This is a genomic window from Brachyspira innocens ATCC 29796 (assembly GCF_000384655.1).
GTDB classification, from domain to species: domain Bacteria; phylum Spirochaetota; class Brachyspiria; order Brachyspirales; family Brachyspiraceae; genus Brachyspira; species Brachyspira innocens.
On the sequence record NZ_ARQI01000119.1, the window covers coordinates 16,371 to 34,855 of the forward strand.

Below are 18,485 nucleotides of genomic sequence, written 5' to 3' on the forward strand. Positions count from 1 at the left end.
TTTTATAAAACTAATTAGAGATTACTGAGTTGATTGATTATGAATTGTTACAATTTTATTCATAATATGAAAGCTGATGCTGAGTTTGCATTTCTTAAAAAATTTAACTTTGAAACTTTTGAAGATAATACATATTTTTATTATGATTATACAGATAAAGTAAAAAATCATAATAAAGGCTTAAATATAAAATATAATATTGCCGTTTTGCAAAAGATTATAGATTCTTATATAGATGAATGTGCTTATACTGGAGATAATGAGAGCTTTGAAAATGTTATAGGAAGTCTTAATGCTGTTATGATTAAAGACAGCAGTAATATATATGCAAGAAATAAGGCGGCATTTTTATACTATACCAGATATATTTATGATTCTGATGATATTTATTATGATATAGCAATGGATAATATAAATAAAGTACTTCATTATGAGAATGATATTACTTATTTTATTTTAGCACTTTTATATCAATTTAAATATCTAAACACTAAAGACAATGAATATTTCAAAAATGCATTGTATGCATATAAAGAAGTTTTAAAATCAAATGGTAATGATATAAATTTAAGTTATGATATATATCTTTTATATAAAGCTAAATTTCAGAATATAGAAAAAGAGAAATATTTTGATATAGCAGCAGAAGCATATACAGAAATACTCAATATTGATAATGAAAATATATTTGCATTATGCGATTTAGCAAAACTTTATAGAGATAAATTTATACTTACAAAAAATTCTGATTATTATTTGAAAGCAGTTAATTATTATATGGAGATATCATATATAAGCAGAGATATTAATATTATGCTTAATTTGGGTTTTTTGTATACTTTGATGTTTAAATACAGCAGTGATTTTAATTTTTATGAGGAGGCAGCTTCATTATATAAACAAGCAGAAGAATCTAAAGAACATGATATTATTTTGTATAATTTATTTGGATATTTGTATACAATTAAATACTGTATTACAAAAAATAAAACAGATTTTGAACTTGCCTTGAATTATTATAACAATATCGATTATAATTATAAGTATTATTTTATGGGGCATTTATATATTATATGCTATGATTATACAAAAGATAATCTATATTTTAATGCTTCTCTTTCTTCATTTAATCATTTGGATACAGATGAAACTGATATATTAAACTCTTTGGCATATCTTTATGAATGCAAATTTAAAATCACAAAGCATAAAGAAGATTTTGATGAAGCTGTGTATTATTATAATAGAGCAATAGCGATAGACAGAGATTATTTATATACATATATTAATAGATTTGAGCTTTACAGACTGGCATTTTATTATTTTGATGACAGCAATTATTTTACTTTGATTATTAATGATTATGAGACTTTATTTAATGAAGGAGAGCTTAATAATGATAAAATGCTTTCATACTATATTAATTATAATATAGGCTCTTTTTATTATAATTTGTATTTAGACAGTTTGGAAGATAAAAATATATGTTCAAAGTATAATCTTAAAGATGAGTTTTTTAATAAGGCTTTAGCATTTTTTGAATCTTCAAAGTCTTTTATTGCTATAAGTGATTTATACAGACTTAAATATATAGATGAGCATAATGATGACAGATATTTTGATTTGGCATTATCATATGTTGATAAGAATGTTGATTTATTTAGATATGATATACATAATTTATCACAGAGGGCTGTCATTTATTATGAGAAATACAGAATATCAAAGGATATAAAATATTTTGAAAGTTCTTTGGAGTATTTTGATTATGCTTATGATATAAATAAATATGATAAGACTTTATATTATAATTCGGCACTTCTTTATCATTATAGGATTACAGAAAGCAGATTTGAAGATTATAAGGAGGCTGAAAAGAATTATCTTAAAGCTATAGAGTTAGACAGTTCATATTTAAAGGCTATAGAGAATTTAGGTTTTTTATATTATATAGTATACAGTGTTTATAATGTTGACGGCATATTTAATAATTCTTTATCTTGTTTTGAAACTGTTATTTTCAATGATGAGAGTTCATTAATAGCTTTGGAGGCAATAGGAGATTTATACAGCATAAAAATTGCAAATAATCATTTTGATAATATAACTAGATATAATTATATATTAAAAAGCATAGAATATTATGAAAAGGCTTTGTTTTTTGGTATAGGAATTAATACTGTTTATAAAAAATTAGAGAGTATGTATTTTATATTATTTAATGAATACTCGGATACTGCTATTATAGATGATTATTTTGATAAATATAATTCTCTTTTATCAATAAACAGAAGTTTGGCAAATAAGTATTTATTTATACTCAATAATGTTATGTATGATATTCATAAAAATAATAAGTATTTAATTAAAGCGGGAAAATGTTTAAGCAGTTTAGAGACTGATATATTTTCTATAAGGCTATGTATAGAGTTTTTCAGATATTTATTTTATGTTACAAAAAATACCAGATATGCTTTGCTTACTTTATTTTATTTAGAGTATATATCAGGCATTGAAAGAAGCAATATAGATTATTATTTTGAGATTGGACTTCTTTATTATAAAGTATATTTGAAAACTAAAAACTATGAATATATTATACATTCTTTTCACTGTTTCAGCAGAGTTTTGGATATAAACTCTCTTTATCCAGAATGCAATTATTATAAGGCTCTTATATTAAAACATTTATATGATAAGACTTTGAAAATAGATTATATAGAAAATGCATTTGATAATTTGAATCAGTCTGTAAAACTTGGAAATATAAAAGCATATAGTTTGATAGGCGATATTTATTTAATTATGTATAAAAAATATAAAAAAGATGAAGACTATTTAGATAAAGCGATTAACAATTATAATTTATCTTTAAAAAATCAATATTATGGAAGAAATGAATATGAGGTTTATTTTTCTTTGGGGCTTTGCTATTATTTGAAATATAAAGATCATAAGGATATTGAGGAGTATTATATTAATTCATTTGAGTATTACAAAAAGGCATTGAACATAAATAATAAAAGCATAAAAATAAAAAGATTTATAAAATATCTTCAAATAGTGAAGAGACTTCCTCCTTCTTCTAATTAGCGTTATATTGATAATTTAAATTGTTTAGGTATATATAAATAATTTGATATATACACAATTAAATGATATAATAAAAGACTATAACTAATTTTATAAAAATTATTTAATCATAATAAATGGCGGATTTTTCTTTATATGAATCATTTAATCACAGGACCAATGTTTGCAGGAAAGTCTAAATATCTAATAAAAACATTAGACTATCTCTTAATGGAAAATAAAGATATAAAAATATTGTTCATATATCCTGCTATTTCTTTCAGGGGATATTTCTGCCGAGATAAGAATGTATATTTAGATAAAAGAATCGATATAATTACTGAAGAGGAAATAGAAAAAGATTTGGGAAATAATATAGAAAGTATTTATAAATATATTTCAAAGTATAATGTTATAGGTATAGATGAGTTTTGCTTTTTAAAAGAACCTAATATATTTGCTGATTTGATGAAGAGATGCAGTAATGATAATATAGACTTCTGCGTAGCTTCTCTTGATATGGATTATAAAAGGAATTATTGGGAAAGTGTATCAAATCTTATAGAGGAAGATTTAATAGATATTCATACCAAAGTATTTGGTAAATGCGAATGCGGAAGAAAAGGTATATATTCAAAAAGAATAGCAAAAGATGTTGATAGGGTTGTAATCGGAGATGATATATATAAATGTGTTTGTAGGTACTGCTATGAAGGAGAAGATGAAGAGAAATTTGATTTATGATAATCAATAAAATTAAAAGATGATGTAATAATTCATCGTTATATTATACCAACTTATTTTATGATATTCTAAAATATAATCAGCAATACTTTAGAATAATATTAAAAACACAATAAAATTTTATTTTTATTGTTGATTTTATAATATCAATCTGTTAATATTAACATTTTATTAATAAAATCTTATTTTGATTTTAAGGAATTTTTATGAGCAATTTAAACGAAGTAAAAAATGAGTATCTTCATATGCTTAAAGACAATGTCATACCATTTTGGCTTAAAAACGGTCTTGATAAGAAGCATGGCGGATACTACACAGCTTTAGACAGGAAGGGAAAACTTATAGAAAGCGATAAATCTGTATGGTTTCAGGGAAGATTTGCTTGGGTACTATCTACTCTTTATGCTGATTTTGAAAAGAAAGAGGAATATTTAGAAGCTGCAAAATTGGGAATAGAGTTTTTGGAGAAATACTGTTTTGATAAAGATGGTGACGGAAGAATGTTTTTCAGAGTAACTGAAGACGGTAAACCAATCATAAAAAGATTAAGATACTACTACTCAGAAACATTCTGTCTTATAGCTATGGCAGCATATTCAAGAGCAAGCGGCGATAAGAGCTATGCTCAAAAGGCAAGAAAAATATTAGATGATATAGACAGATATCAGAGAGAAGGACTTCTTATACCAAAATTTAATGCGGTGAACAGACCTACTATAGCTTTCGGACCTCCTATGATAATGCTTGCTACTGTTCAGGAATTAAGAAAAGCTGACCCTGAAAATAAAGATTATTATAACAAATATATAGATAATCTTTTATCTAATATACAATTATTTTTATATGAAGAGAAAAAAGCAGTATTAGAACAATGTAATCCAGACGGTACTTTACAAGATCACTTTGAAGGAAGACTATTAAACCCTGGACATGCTATAGAATCATCTTGGTTTATATTAAGAGAATCTATAGAAAGAAATCATGATGAAAAATTAAAAGCCCTAGGACTAAAAATATTTGATTGGATGTGGGAATGGGGCTGGGATAAAGAGTACGGCGGTATTATTCAATATATGGACGTACTTGGAAAACCTAAAAGCGAATATCATCATGACATGAAATTCTGGTGGCCTCAAACTGAAGCTGCTATTGCTGCTTTATACTGCTATTATTTTACTAAAGATGATAAATATTTAGAAAAGCATGATACAGTAAAAGAATATACTAAAAAATTCATAGATACAGAATACGGCGAATGGTTCGGATATCTTCACAGAGACGGAAGAATATCTACTGACTTAAAAGGCAATATGTATAAAGGACCTTTCCATATACCTAGAATGTACATGAAATGTGCTGAAATAATAGACGCTATTAATGCAAAATAATTTTTAAAATATGGTTAATTTAAGGCTAGGCTCTTTAATTGAGGTCTAGCCTTTTTTATTTGACATTACTTAATAAAATTATATTAAAATTTGTAATTTTAACTGCTATAGGTTACAATATTTAAATTATATTTAATTTTAAAGGTTTTTAATGTATATTATTGATGATATAAAAAATACAATTATAAAAGGTGATGCATTAGAAGAATTAAAAAAAATACCAGATAATAGTATAGATTTAATATTTGCAGACCCCCCATATTATATGCAGACAGAAGGTGAACTTTTAAGAACTAACGGAACTAAATTCAGCGGTGTTGATGATGAATGGGATAAGTTTAAAAGTTTTGAAGATTATGATAATTTTTCTATAAATTGGCTGAAAGAATGCAGAAGAGTATTAAAAATTACAGGAAGTATTTGGGTTATAGGGTCATTTCAGAATATATTTCGCATAGGTAAAATAATGCAGGATTTAGGTTTTTGGATACTCAATGATATAATATGGAGCAAAACAAATCCAGTACCCAATTTTGGAGGAACTAGATTTTGCAATGCTCATGAAACTTTAATTTGGTGTGGAAAAAACAAAAGTACTAAATATACTTTTAATTATAAAACTATGAAACATTTAAATAATGATAAGCAGGATAAAAGTATATGGAATATATCTCTTTGTACAGGTAATGAAAGATTGAAAGATAAAGATGGAAATAAAGTACATTCTACACAAAAACCAGAAGAACTTTTATTTAAAGTAATACTTTCTTCTTCAAAACCAAATGATATAGTTTTAGATCCTTTTTTTGGAACAGGAACCACAGGGGCAGTTGCTAAAAGACTTTCTAGAAATTATATAGGAATAGAAAGAGAAGATAAATATATTTACTATGCAAAAGAACGTATAAAAAATACGTATGTAGAAATGACAGATTTAATAAATCTTGATTATGAAGTAAAACCTCCTAAAGTTCCTATAAAGAACCTTATTGAAAAAGGATATTTAAAAGCTAATCAGGCTTTATATAGTAAAAAAGGTGATGAAGTTTGTAAATTAAATGGGAATGGAAATGTAGAAAATGAACTTGGAAATTTTTCTATACATCAAATGAGTGCAAAGCTTCAAAATTTATCTAAATATAATGGCTGGAATTATTTTTATACATATTATAAAGATAAATTTATATCTATAGATGAATTAAGATATATTTATATTGGAGATAATCATGAATAATAATATTAAAGATATTATAAATCAGGCTGTATATAATATTATAAATAATTCTGCCTCAGATAATAAGATAACTGAATTAAATAAAAAGCATAATGTTAAAATACACTTTATACCAAAAAGATATAGAATATTCGGCGGATTACTTCAAAGTATGAATATACAATTTGGTAATTTTATTGAAGAGCTTATGAAAGTAATTATATCCAATGAAAAAAGATATAATATTATAGATGAATACAGCGGCAAAAAAAGCAATAATTTTTCTATTTCTAAGTCTAATGAAACTAGAATAGATAATTATATAACTAACTGTCAAACTACTTCAAATACTGATGAACATTTAGAACTTTCATTTAAAAATCTGCAAAAAGAAATCATAAATGATATAAAAAATAATAAAGAAAATATAAATAATTCATTTAAACATGATATAGATTTACTTTTTGAAGATAAAGAAACCAATATTATTTATTATCTTGAAATTAAATATAATGATGATCATGATACTGGTAAATTTGTTGATATAAATAGAAAATTTATAAAAACTTTTGCCTATCTTGTAAATGAGTTTAATACAAAAGAAATTGTACCTATACTATTCTTTTTTAATAATAAGAGAATGAAAGGAAATATTTATATACCAGAAAATACAAACATACGAAGAGGAAAACAATTTTTTGATGAGTTTTTATCGATAAAATATGATGATGTAGATAATTATTTGCAAAATCTATCAGAAAGTGATGAAGTAATAGAAATGTTTGATAATTTATACAAAAAAGTTATGAAATTAAAATAATGATTAATTATATACGATAATAAAAAATATATTCTATATTTAAGGAATTTTATGGCTTCATTAAGAAAACGACTGGAAGAAAGAGAGTTTGAAACTCTAGATTTATTTACTGTTTCTTTTTCTCTATTTACTGCCAACTTTAAAAATTTTTTTATAATATCATTAATATGCTCTCTTCCTATAATATTAAGCAGCATATATTTCCCTGTGAAAATTTTTAAAGCATCAGATGTAAAAACTTTTGAAGATTTGGCTTATCTATTTAAGACTGAAGTAAGTGTGGGATTTTATATAAATATTTTTCTCTCTTGGTTTTTAGATGTACTTTCTGTGATATCAGTATCATTATTGACAGAGAGATTGGTCTATAAAAAAATAAAAAGTGCTACTTGGGCTATTGTTAAAAGTTTTAGGTTTATATTTCCTGCTTTAGTTACATCATTTATATATTTTGTATTGGTGTTTTTAGGTCTTACATTTTTTATAGTTCCTGGTATAGCGTTGATTGTATTTTTTGTATTTATAAAAAATATTTGTGCTTTGAGGCATACTTGGGGAATAAATGCTTTGAGATATTCATATTATCTTGTGAAGCCTAAATTTTTTAAAACATTATTCATATTATTGTTTATATTTTTCTTTCAAAATGTATTTTCTATAACTTTTTTGTCATCTCCTATAAACAGCAGAGAAAATCTTCTTTCATATTTTATTGCTATGATAGTACTTTATATATTTGATATTTATTTCAAAATAATAATATCATTATTTTTCTTAAACAGAGATTATATAAGCAGTACTCAGTCAGATGATGATGAAGATGATGAAACAGATGAAGAGTAATTAAAAAATTCTGTATTTATTGTTTTATACGCTAAAATATATTAATCTGTGAAAACAACAATATTGATTATAAAATTTTTTATAAATATAATAAAAAAGAGAGAGCCGTAAAAAACTCTCTCTCTTTATTAATAAGATATATATACAATTAGTCGTCAAATTTTTGTCCCATTAACTGTCCGTCAGAAGTTATAAACAATTCCATAAAGTTATTTAATTTTATTTTGTAATTGCCCCATTCTTTTTCTGCCTCTATTATAACAGCATTAGGATAAGTATTTTTTATAGTGTTTGCTACTGATTGAGGTAAAACACTAAAAGGAACTGTATTGTATTTTCCGTCTATACTGTTCCATTCTCCATTATACAAAAAGTCTATTTTAGAACCGTTTGATAATTTTACTTCAAATTTTCCGTCATCTCTTTCTGCTTTCCATATCTGAGCATTAGGATAAACTCTTTGTATAAAGTTTCTAGCATTCTGTGGAAGTGAAGAAGCTGGTACTATCCAATCAGCAAAGGCACTTGAAGTAGAAATAATAGTTAAAGTTATTAATAAAGCAAATAATTTTTTAGTCATAGTAAATCTCCTTTTAATTTGTTTTCATATGTTCTTGTAAATTATCTTTACAATTATAAGTATAGCCTAAAAGCAGATTTTGTCAATATATTTTACTATAAATTTACAAAAAATTTACTTAAAATATATAATTTTTATAATTATATTATACATTTAACACATTTTATTTTGATTGTGTATTAAATTACCAAAATAAAGTAAAATTTATTTACTTTAAGACCTGTTACATACAAAAAAGCCCGCATTTATAGAAAATAAACACAGGCTAACAATTTTATCTTAACTTTTCATTTAGCTTTTTTATTAATAAGTTTCTTCTCTCTTCATAAAATTCAAATATATTATTAATGCTATAATCTTTTAAATTAGATGGTATTAAAAAAGAATATTGTTTACAATCAGATGTATTAACCCAATCTTCTAAAGGTTTGTCTCCCTTTGATGAATTTATGTTGGAAGATAAAATTTGCAAATTAACTATATTATGCTTATAGTATTCCATATCATCTTCATTATCTTTAAATAAGTTTTTTAATACTTTATTATTAAATAATTTTTGAGGGTGTATATGATCTATACTCAAATCAATATTGTTTGGTATATTATCCTGAATAAGCATGAGTAATGAAAATGTTTGCTTATTTCCAAAATGGCTTTCATCTATTAGTGTATTAATTCTATTATCATCAAAGTATATAGATCTATTTGTATTTTTAAATTTATCAATAGCTTCTTTTATAGGGAAATTATCAGAATTTGAGTTATTTATAATATCTCTGTATTGATTCAAAATAGAATCACTTGAACCTCCGAAAGATTTTGATATTAAAACTCTAGAAAACCATTTTAATATAACTTCTCTATTTGTTCTATGCTTTGTAGAAGTTAAAAAACTATCATCGGCATTTATTTTTTTCAAATAATAAGCTATAGGCATTAAAGCGTTATATGATGTTATAAATTCATCTTTATATCCATTATTTATTATTAATTGGGAAGTTAAAAGTAAAAATTTTTTTATACTCTTCCAATTATTTTCTATTTTTTGAGTGTTTGATTTATTAAAATTTTTAACTTTAAAAGCAATATCCAAATCTGATAATACTAAAGAAGATTTCATTATAAAATCTTTATTTACATCTATTCCAATTTTATTAATTTCATCAGTTAAATTATTTATTTCATCTCTTGCATCATGATGTTCCCATAAAGCTGTAGCAGTAGATAGAAGTAAATCAGAGTAATTTAATATTGTACCTCCGCTATTAATTCTAGTAAATATGTTTAACACCTTTTCTATATCCTGCTCTGTTTCTTCATAAAAATTTATTATTTCTTTTTGGCAAATATAGTTATGTATTAGGTTTAAATATCTTAATGAAAGTTTTTGTTTATTTTTATTACTACTAACATCAATAGAAAATTCTGATATAGTTTCACTATTCATATTCAATATATCTGAAATTTTAAACCAATAATTTTTATCATCATTGTTATTAGCTTCTTCTTCTGTCATAAATTTTAAATCATATAATATTTCATTATTTGATATATCTATATTATTATTTTCTATATCATTAAAAATATTTATGTATAAAAATCTTTTTGGATATGAGGCATTTTTATTATGTTTTTTATGTTTTTCTTTATAAGCAAAACTTCCTCTTAATCCTATATATAAGGAAGTTAATCTTTGCTGTCCGTCCAATATAGATATAATATTTTTATTTTGTATAACATTATGTTTTGGATTATGTTTGAAATCTCTTTCATGATAATCTTTTATAAAATCATAAAAAACATAATCATTTATATTATTACTATTAATATTCCAAAATAAAAATGAACCTATTGGATATCCTCTTAAGATACTGTCGAAAAGTTTAATAATCTGTTCTGTTTTCCAAACGAACTCTCTTTGTATGGCAGGAAGCACATAATTTCTTTCATATATACCATCTATAATATTTTTTATTGTATTAGATTTATATGACATGTAATCTCCTATAAATTTTAATTATAAAAAATAAAGGGTCTATATTTATTAATAATACAAACCCTCTAAAATTATCTAACAATATTTATTAAAAAATCTTCTTAACTATTATAGTCTCTTCTCTGCTGGCACCGACAGATACTATAGATATATCTGTTTCTATTACTTCGCTTAATCTTTTTAAATACTTTTTAGCATTTTCTGGGAGTTTATCATATTCTCTTATTTCTCTAGTGCTAGTTTTCCAGCCTTCAAACTCCTCATATACAGGCTCAGCTTTTGAAAGTATATCCAAATCTGCAGGATACCCTTCTAATATCTCACCATTATATTTATAGGCAACACATATTTTTAATTTATCCAAATCATCTAATATATCAAGTCTAGTTACGGCAATAGAATCAAGTCCGTTCACATAAGAAGCATATTTTACAACACAAGCATCAAGCCAACCGCATCTTCTTGGTCTTCCAGTAACAGTGCCGTACTCTCCGCCTTTATCTCTTATAGCCTGACCTATATCATCATGAAGCTCTGAAGGGAAAGGGCCTTCTCCCACCCTTGTAGAATAAGCCTTTACAACTCCTATAACATTATCAATCTTTCTAGGTCCTACTCCAGAACCAGTACAAGCTCCTCCTGCAGCAGGATAAGATGATGTTACATAAGGATAAGTACCATGATCTAAGTCAAGCATAGTAGCCTGAGCTCCTTCAAATAGTATATTCTTTTTCTCTTTAATAGCCTTATTTAATATTGTAGTAGTATCAGCAACATAAGGTTTTAATCTTTCTGCATATTCCAAATACTCTTTTAAAAGTGCATCATAATCAAATCCGTCATGATTATAAACTTTTTTAAGGAGTTTATTTTTAAGCTCAAGATTAAACTTTAATTTTTTAGCAAAAACTTCTTTATTCATCAAATCAACTATTCTTATACCCAAACGGCTGGATTTATCCATATAGCAAGGACCTATACCGTTTTTAGTAGTACCTAGTTTATTTTCTCCGAGATCCTCTTCCTGAAGCTCATCAAGAAGTTTATGATAAGGCATTAATACATGAGCCCTGTTAGAAATTTTAAGATTGGATATATTAACTTTCTTTTCTATAAGAGAATCTATTTCACCTAAAAAAACTTTAGGCTCTATAACAACACCGTTTCCTATAACACAAACTTTATCGTTATAAAGTATGCCAGAAGGTAAAAGTCTTAATTTATATTTCACATTATCCACCACAACGGTATGACCTGCATTACTTCCGCCCTGAGAACGAACAACATATTCGCAGTTTTCGGCAAGATAATCCACTATTTTACCTTTGCCCTCATCACCCCATTGAGTTCCTACTATAATTACTGAAGCCATTTTTCAACTCCTTGTTTTATTATGCTAAAATATAAGATTGAAAAAACTTATAAAAAACACACGGCTTCTATTATATTAATATTTTGTAAGAATTTCAAGCTACTTTTAATAGAAATTTCTATTAAAGATAATGTTTTATTTATACAGTAATTTTTAAACATCGGTAATACAATTATATATTGTTTTAATATTTTTATAATGCTTTATAATAATTAAAAATATTTTGGGTTATTTATGACTGAAGAATTAAAAGCAAAAATACAAAAATTAATAGAAGAAAAAAATTATGAAGAAGCAATAAAGCTATGCGATGAAGCCATTAAAAAAGATGATAAAGATGAGGATGCATATTTTCTAAAAGGAAACATATATTTTGATTTAGGATATGATAATGAAACTATAAAATTATATTCAAATAATAGTGATGCTTATATTAATAATGTAGTAATTTCAAAATCATATTTAGAAAATTATGAAAAAGCTATAGAAAATTATAATAAAGCTATAGAATTAAACCCAGATAATGAAGATGCATATTTTCATAGAGGTTTGTCAAAATCAAATTTAAAAAGATATAAAGAAGCTATAGAAGATTATAATAAAGCTATAGAATTAGCTCCAAACGATAGTGATGCATATCTTAATAGAGGTGCTTTAAAAGGATATTTAAAAGAATATGAAAGTTCTATAAATGATTTTAATAATGCTATGAGATTAGAACCAAATGATGAACATATATATTTTAATAGAGCTATTTCAAATTCCAATCTGAAAAGATATAAAGAAGCTATAGAAGATTATAATAAAGCTATAGAATTAAATCCCAACTATGAAGATGCCTATACTAATAGAGGTATCACAAAATTTAACTTAAAAGAATATAAAGAAGCTATAGAAGATTTCAATAAAGCTATAAAACTAAATCCAAATGCTAATGATGTATATTTTAATATAGGACTTTCAAATTTCAATTTGAAAAGATATAAAGAAGCTATAGAAGATTATAATAAATCCATAGAATTAAACCCTAATTATAAAGATACATATTTTTTAAGAGCTATTTGCAAAATTTTTTTAGAAAATAAAAATGCTATAGAAGATTTAAGAAGTTTTTTTAAAATTAATCAAGATAATAATATATATATAATAACAATATTAGAATTATTTGAAGAATATACCAATATTGAAAAGTTATTTAAATTTATAGTTGATATAAAAAATAATGAATTATGGTATAATGAACCAATAACAAATTTAATTTCTCGTTTTGATGAGAGTAAAAATTTTAATGATGAGCTTAAAGAAAATATAAAATATCTTTTGCTATACGAATATTTTTTACTTAAACTTTTAACTTTTGATACTGAAGAAGAAGACAATAATAATATAGAAATATCTCATTATACATCTTTGGATATTCTAACTTTATTATTAAATGTTAAAGAAAATACAAAAGAAAGCGGAAATATAAGAATAAATAATATCACAACTGCTAATGACCCTAAAGAAGGTAAAATTTTAGAAAGAATTTTAAATAAAAATAATATAGATATAAAAATAGAAAATGATGAAAAAGCTTTAACTCTTCAGACATCATATTCAAGAAATAAAGATTCCCTTACAATGTTTAGACTATACGGAAAAAAAGAAAATAAAGAAGCTACAGGCATATGTTTGGTTTTAGATAATAAATATTTTAATAATTCATATACTTCGCCTTATTCTTATAAATTAGAATTGAAAAATTGTAAAATTGATACGAATGAAATTAATAAAGAAAAATTCCAAGCAAATAAAAGAAATCTATATTGGGTACTTTATTATAATGAAAAAGAAAATCAGCTTATATACAATAAAGAAAAATCTAAATATGCAAGCAATATTATTGATTTAAATGATTTAAATAACCCTAATTATAAATTAGAATTAAAAGAAGATGATAAAAAAGAAGATATGATTAAATATGCATTTGCAAAAATATTTTATTATACAAGAGAAATTAAAAAACAAATAGAAGGAAATGAAAATTATAAAAATATTCAAAATCAATTATACAGCTATTTATTTGAAAACATAAAATACATAATAAAACATGAAGCATTCTTTGAAGAACAGGAACTTAGAATGCTTGTAACAAATGATTATAAATCTGATGAAATATTAATTGACAATGATAATAAAAAACTTTATATTGATTATATAAAACTTTTTGATGAAAATACTAATTATATAAAAGAAATAATAATAGGCTCAAAAGTAGAAAACAATGAGGCAGTTGCCGAATATATAAGAAAGGCACTTCACTTAAAAAATACTGAAGCTAATAAATTAGATGATATAAAGGTAAGAATATCAGAAGCACCTTTAAGATAATTGTTATTGTACTAATGAAATAACTAATATTATATTATTTATTTGGAGTAAAAATGAAAGAAGAATTAAATAACGAACAGTTAGAAAAAATATATGATGTAATGGAGCAAATATATAATGGTGAAATTAAAAGAACAGAAGGAATTAATGAATGTTTGAAAATAGATGTTAAAGGAATATACAAATATAGTTCATTTAATTTTTTATACGGAATATATAGGTGTATGAGAAAAGGTGTAGGGTTTAAAAGAAGTTTTAAATTAAATGTACTGCAATTTATCATTGAAAAAATAGGAAAACTACATGGAATTAAAGAACTAGAAAAATCATTAATTTCAACAAAAGAATATATAAAATATCATTATCCATTTAATAAAGATAAATCTGATAATTTAGTAAAAGTATGTAAAGAAATAATTGAAAAAAATAATATTAAAGATATATCATTTGATAATTTGTTTGAAGAAGAAAAAACTGACGATGAAGAAATTACACAAACTAATGATAAATCGGATAATTCATATAGTAAAGAAAATTTCCTTAATGAAGTTTTTATATCCGAAGAAAAGTACGATACTATTTATAATTTACTTATGAGAAAGAAGAATATTATTTTTCAAGGCTCGCCCGGGGTTGGTAAAACTTTTCTTGCCAAAAAACTAGCTTATTCAATCATTGGAGAAGCTGATGACAGTAAAATAAAAATGGTGCAGTTTCATGAAAGCTATTCTTATGAAGATTTTATTATAGGTTATAAGCCTACAGATAAAAACTTTGAATTAAAAAATGGTGTGTTTTATGATTTTTGTCAGAAAGCATCTTCCGATATGGATAATGATTATTTTTTTATAATAGATGAGATTAACCGCGGAAATATATCTAAAATATTTGGAGAACTTTTAATGCTTATAGAGGCTGACAATAGAGATGCTGAAATTATACTTCCTTACAATAATGAAAGTTTCAGCGTGCCTAATAATTTGTATATTATAGGTATGATGAATACTGCAGACAGAAGCATTGCCGTTATTGATTATGCACTGCGAAGAAGATTTTGCTTTATAGATATTGAGCCTGCTTTTGGAAATGAAAAGTTTATAAACTATTTGAAAGAAAAGAATATAAACGATAATCTTATAAATAAAATAAATACAAAGTTTATTGATTTAAATAATATTATAAAAAATGATAAAACCCTAGGCAGAGGCTGTACTATAGGGCATAGCTATTTCTGCGATAAAATAGATGAGACAGAATACCAAAATATTATAGAATATGAAATAGCTCCTACATTAAGAGAATATTGGTTTGATAATGAAGAGAAAGCAGAGAAGGAAATAAAAAAGTTATTGGATATATAATAATACTGTTATTTTTAAATCATAATTATAATTTTTTATATATTAATAACTCATAATTTTAGATTTGTAAAATTGCAGTCTTTTTGGTTCTCGCCGTATGCGGGCTTCGCCTGGGCCGCAAAAAGAACTGGGGTGCCAAAGCCCTGCAAATAAAAAATTACTTTTTGATAAATGAATAATAATATAAAAATACCTGTTAAAAATATATATTACATGCTCTCTTATGCTTGGAATATTTGGAATATCATTGATGAAGATAATGATAAAAAAGAAATATTCGGCGATGAAAAGTTTGATAATATTTATAATGCTATGGGATATATTATTAGTATCTTTTTAGAAAAATTAATTAAAAGAGGTTTTTATAGAGGCTATATTACTTTAGAAGAAGATTTATCAGTATTAAAAGGAAAAATTAACTTCTCAGAATCTATAAAAAGAAATACTCTTAATTATAAAAAGCTAGTATGCAGTTATAATATACTCTCTAATGATATACTCTTTAATCAAATAATAAAATATACTTTGAATAAACTTATTAATTACAAAAATATAGATAATGATATTAAAGAAAAATTAATAAAATTAAATCATTACTTTATAAAAATAAAAAATATAAATGTTAATAACAGAACTTTCAAATTATTAAAATATAATAAAAACAATATGCATTACAAGATTATAATCAATATATGCAAATTCATACATAAAAATTTATTAGTTAATAAAAACAGCAGTGAATATTCATTTATAGATTTTTATGAAGAGAAAAGAATGCATATGCTCTATGAGAAATTTGTTTTAAACTTTTATAAGATGCATTTTAGAAATAATATAAATATAAAAGTAAAAAACAAAACTATAAAATGGAATATAAATGATAATGAATATATACCTATAATGAAAACAGATATTATGATTTATAATAAAGAAAAATGTTTAATAATAGATACAAAGTTTTATAAAAATATATTAATAAAAAATAATGATAAAGTTTCTTTAAGAAGCAGTCATTTATATCAAATATTTTCTTATATGTCTAATGTTCATAATTTTTACAAAAGGTTTAAAACTATCAAAGGTATTTTACTTTATCCGTTGTGCGATGATAATATTAACAAAGAATACAAAATAAATGATAAATATTTTGCAGTTAATACAATAGATTTGAACTCTGATTTTTATATTATAAAATGTAAGTTAATATATATTATAAAAAATTATTTTTAATAAATATAATGATCCTTATTTATCGAATAATTACTTATCGAAAGTAAGCAGCAACATTTAATACTTTTTTACAATTTTTAATTATAAGTAGATAATAATTTACATAATATATAATCAAAAAATTATTAAGCAATTTTGTATAATACCGAAAATATAGGAAGTAGAATTTTTATTCTTTTTAAAGTTTAAAGGCGGAAAATATATGTATAAATACGTTATAGAAGGTTCAAAGAATATTGGGGGAGTATTAAGGGTGTCTGGATCTAAAAATGCATCATTACCTCTGCTTGTGGCTTCTATTTTAACAGATGAGCCTATAATACTTCATAATGTACCAGATTTAGTTGATGTTCATGTTCTTATAGATATATTAGAGCCTTTAGGTAAGAAAGTAGATTTTAAGAATAATACTACTGTAATAATATCTCATAATGGAAAAAGTGAAGAAGCTCCTTATAAACTTGTAAAAAAGATGAGAGGCTCTATCATAGTATTAGGGCCTCTTCTAGCCAAACGAAAGCATTGCCGAGTATCGTATCCGGGCGGCTGTGCTTTCGGGCCGAGACCAATAGACTTGCATTTAAAAGGAATGGAGGCATTAGGAGCTAAAATAGATATAACAGCTGGATATATTGATGCCAAAGTAGAAAATAATCTTATAGGTGCTGATATGGATTTGTCTGGTAAGTTCGGACCTACAGTTTTGGGAACAGATAATGTTATGATGGCAGCATCTTTGGCAAAAGGAACTACTATTATACGAAATGCGGCAAAAGAACCTGAATGTGTTAATCTTGTAGATTTGCTTAATGCTATGGGGGCGAAAATAACAGGCGGAGGCACTGATACTATTACCATAGAAGGAGTTGATTATCTTCATGGTGCTGAGTTTACAGTGATACCAGACAGAATAGAAACAGGTACTTTTTTAGCAATAGCAGCAGCTGGAAGAGGAAAATTAAAACTAGAAAATGCAGAGCCTAAACATTTGAGCTTTGTACTAGATTTGCTTTCAGATATAGGCTGCGATATAAAAACTACAGATACAACTATAGAGATTGATGCATCTAATAGAGAATTAAAGCCTTTTAAAGTTGAAACTTTGCCTTATCCAAAATTTCCAACCGATTTGCAGGCAATATATACAACATTAGCTTGTACAATTAATGGAAAAAGCGAACTTATAGAAGGTATTTATCCAGACAGATTTAGCCATGTTCCAGAACTTATTCGTATGGGAGCAGATATTGAGCTAAATACTTCTGATATAGTGGTTAATGGCGGAAAGAAACTTTCAGGAGCTGATGTACAGGCAAGCGATTTACGTGCGGGTGCTGCTTTGGTTGCTGCTGGGGCTATAGCTGAAGGCGTTACAAATGTTCATAGAATTTATCATATAGAAAGAGGCTATGAAAATTTAGAAGAAAAATTAAAAACTATTAATATAAACACAAAAAGAGAAAAAGACGATATATTATAATAAATTAGGGGGA

At 24.7% G+C, this 18,485-nt stretch carries 13 protein-coding genes; 10 read left to right on the plus strand and 3 right to left on the minus strand.

Annotated elements, in window-relative coordinates; genetic code table 11:
* The first annotated feature begins 39 nt into the window (after positions 1-39).
* From F811_RS0110070 to F811_RS0110095, 6 genes are all read left to right on the plus strand, one after another.
* Positions 40-3,093 carry a tetratricopeptide repeat protein gene (locus F811_RS0110070; RefSeq protein ID WP_020005123.1) on the plus strand — a complete coding sequence of 1,018 codons (3,054 nt, stop codon included), beginning with the start codon at positions 40-42 and terminating at the stop codon, positions 3,091-3,093.
* 135 nt (positions 3,094-3,228) lie between these two features.
* On the plus strand, positions 3,229-3,816 hold the full coding sequence (locus F811_RS0110075; RefSeq protein ID WP_020005124.1) for a thymidine kinase: 588 nt from the start codon (positions 3,229-3,231) through the stop codon (positions 3,814-3,816).
* Positions 3,817-4,022: 206 nt separating this feature from the next.
* Positions 4,023-5,204 (plus strand): AGE family epimerase/isomerase, encoded by a 1,182-nt coding sequence (locus tag F811_RS0110080; RefSeq protein WP_020005125.1) that lies wholly within the window; start codon positions 4,023-4,025, stop codon positions 5,202-5,204.
* A 151-nt stretch (positions 5,205-5,355) separates the two neighbouring features.
* Positions 5,356-6,438, plus strand: coding sequence for a DNA-methyltransferase (locus tag F811_RS0110085; protein ID WP_020005126.1), 1,083 nt, complete (start codon positions 5,356-5,358; stop codon positions 6,436-6,438).
* Positions 6,431-7,237, plus strand: coding sequence for a HinfI family type II restriction enzyme (locus tag F811_RS0110090; RefSeq protein ID WP_020005127.1), 807 nt, complete (start codon positions 6,431-6,433; stop codon positions 7,235-7,237). Before F811_RS0110085 ends, F811_RS0110090 begins: the two co-directional genes overlap by 8 nt.
* A gap of 51 nt (positions 7,238-7,288) precedes the next feature.
* Positions 7,289-8,080 carry a hypothetical protein gene (locus tag F811_RS0110095; RefSeq protein ID WP_020005128.1) on the plus strand — a complete coding sequence of 264 codons (792 nt, stop codon included), beginning with the start codon at positions 7,289-7,291 and terminating at the stop codon, positions 8,078-8,080.
* A 148-nt stretch (positions 8,081-8,228) separates the two neighbouring features.
* Here F811_RS0110095 and F811_RS0110100 read toward each other — a convergent pair whose 3' ends face one another.
* From F811_RS0110100 to F811_RS0110110, 3 genes are all read right to left on the minus strand, one after another.
* Entirely contained in the window at positions 8,229-8,660 is a 432-nt protein-coding gene (locus F811_RS0110100; protein ID WP_020005129.1) for a PepSY-like domain-containing protein, read from the minus strand.
* A gap of 274 nt (positions 8,661-8,934) precedes the next feature.
* The gene (locus F811_RS0110105) at positions 8,935-10,656 is read right to left on the minus strand and encodes a DUF262 domain-containing protein (RefSeq protein ID WP_020005130.1); all 1,722 of its coding nucleotides are present in this window, start codon (positions 10,654-10,656) and stop codon (positions 8,935-8,937) included.
* 88 nt (positions 10,657-10,744) lie between these two features.
* A complete protein-coding gene (locus tag F811_RS0110110; RefSeq protein WP_020005131.1) occupies positions 10,745-12,028 on the minus strand; it encodes an adenylosuccinate synthase in 1,284 nt (427 codons plus the stop codon).
* 234 nt (positions 12,029-12,262) lie between these two features.
* On the opposite strand from F811_RS0110110, the gene F811_RS0110115 reads away from it, so the two are divergent.
* The 4 genes from F811_RS0110115 (at position 12,263) to murA (ending at position 18,472) form a co-directional block, all read left to right on the plus strand.
* Positions 12,263-14,401 (plus strand): tetratricopeptide repeat protein, encoded by a 2,139-nt coding sequence (locus F811_RS0110115; protein ID WP_020005132.1) that lies wholly within the window; start codon positions 12,263-12,265, stop codon positions 14,399-14,401.
* Positions 14,402-14,454: 53 nt separating this feature from the next.
* Positions 14,455-15,762: an AAA family ATPase gene (locus tag F811_RS15725; protein ID WP_020005133.1), complete on the plus strand. Its 1,308-nt coding sequence runs from the start codon at positions 14,455-14,457 to the stop codon at positions 15,760-15,762.
* Between the two features lie 171 nt (positions 15,763-15,933).
* Positions 15,934-16,992: a 5-methylcytosine-specific restriction endonuclease system specificity protein McrC gene (gene mcrC / locus F811_RS0110125; RefSeq protein WP_020005134.1), complete on the plus strand. Its 1,059-nt coding sequence runs from the start codon at positions 15,934-15,936 to the stop codon at positions 16,990-16,992.
* Between the two features lie 202 nt (positions 16,993-17,194).
* Positions 17,195-18,472 (plus strand): UDP-N-acetylglucosamine 1-carboxyvinyltransferase, encoded by a 1,278-nt coding sequence (gene murA, locus F811_RS0110130; RefSeq protein ID WP_020005135.1) that lies wholly within the window; start codon positions 17,195-17,197, stop codon positions 18,470-18,472.
* Positions 18,473-18,485 lie beyond the last annotated feature (13 nt).

What these genes read in the sequence shown, in the direction of transcription:
- F811_RS0110105 (WP_020005130.1), bottom strand. Translation starts at nt 10,656, where the DNA reads ATGTCATATAAATCTAATACAATAAAAAATATTATAGATGGTATATAT.
- murA (WP_020005135.1), top strand. Translation starts at nt 17,195, where the DNA reads ATGTATAAATACGTTATAGAAGGTTCAAAGAATATTGGGGGAGTATTA.
- mcrC (WP_020005134.1), top strand. Translation starts at nt 15,934, where the DNA reads ATGAATAATAATATAAAAATACCTGTTAAAAATATATATTACATGCTC.
- F811_RS0110070 (WP_020005123.1), top strand. Translation starts at nt 40, where the DNA reads ATGAATTGTTACAATTTTATTCATAATATGAAAGCTGATGCTGAGTTT.
- F811_RS0110115 (WP_020005132.1), top strand. Translation starts at nt 12,263, where the DNA reads ATGACTGAAGAATTAAAAGCAAAAATACAAAAATTAATAGAAGAAAAA.
- F811_RS0110075 (WP_020005124.1), top strand. Translation starts at nt 3,229, where the DNA reads ATGAATCATTTAATCACAGGACCAATGTTTGCAGGAAAGTCTAAATAT.
- F811_RS0110095 (WP_020005128.1), top strand. Translation starts at nt 7,289, where the DNA reads ATGGCTTCATTAAGAAAACGACTGGAAGAAAGAGAGTTTGAAACTCTA.
- F811_RS0110080 (WP_020005125.1), top strand. Translation starts at nt 4,023, where the DNA reads ATGAGCAATTTAAACGAAGTAAAAAATGAGTATCTTCATATGCTTAAA.
- F811_RS0110100 (WP_020005129.1), bottom strand. Translation starts at nt 8,660, where the DNA reads ATGACTAAAAAATTATTTGCTTTATTAATAACTTTAACTATTATTTCT.
- F811_RS0110110 (WP_020005131.1), bottom strand. Translation starts at nt 12,028, where the DNA reads ATGGCTTCAGTAATTATAGTAGGAACTCAATGGGGTGATGAGGGCAAA.
- F811_RS0110085 (WP_020005126.1), top strand. Translation starts at nt 5,356, where the DNA reads ATGTATATTATTGATGATATAAAAAATACAATTATAAAAGGTGATGCA.
- F811_RS15725 (WP_020005133.1), top strand. Translation starts at nt 14,455, where the DNA reads ATGAAAGAAGAATTAAATAACGAACAGTTAGAAAAAATATATGATGTA.
- F811_RS0110090 (WP_020005127.1), top strand. Translation starts at nt 6,431, where the DNA reads ATGAATAATAATATTAAAGATATTATAAATCAGGCTGTATATAATATT.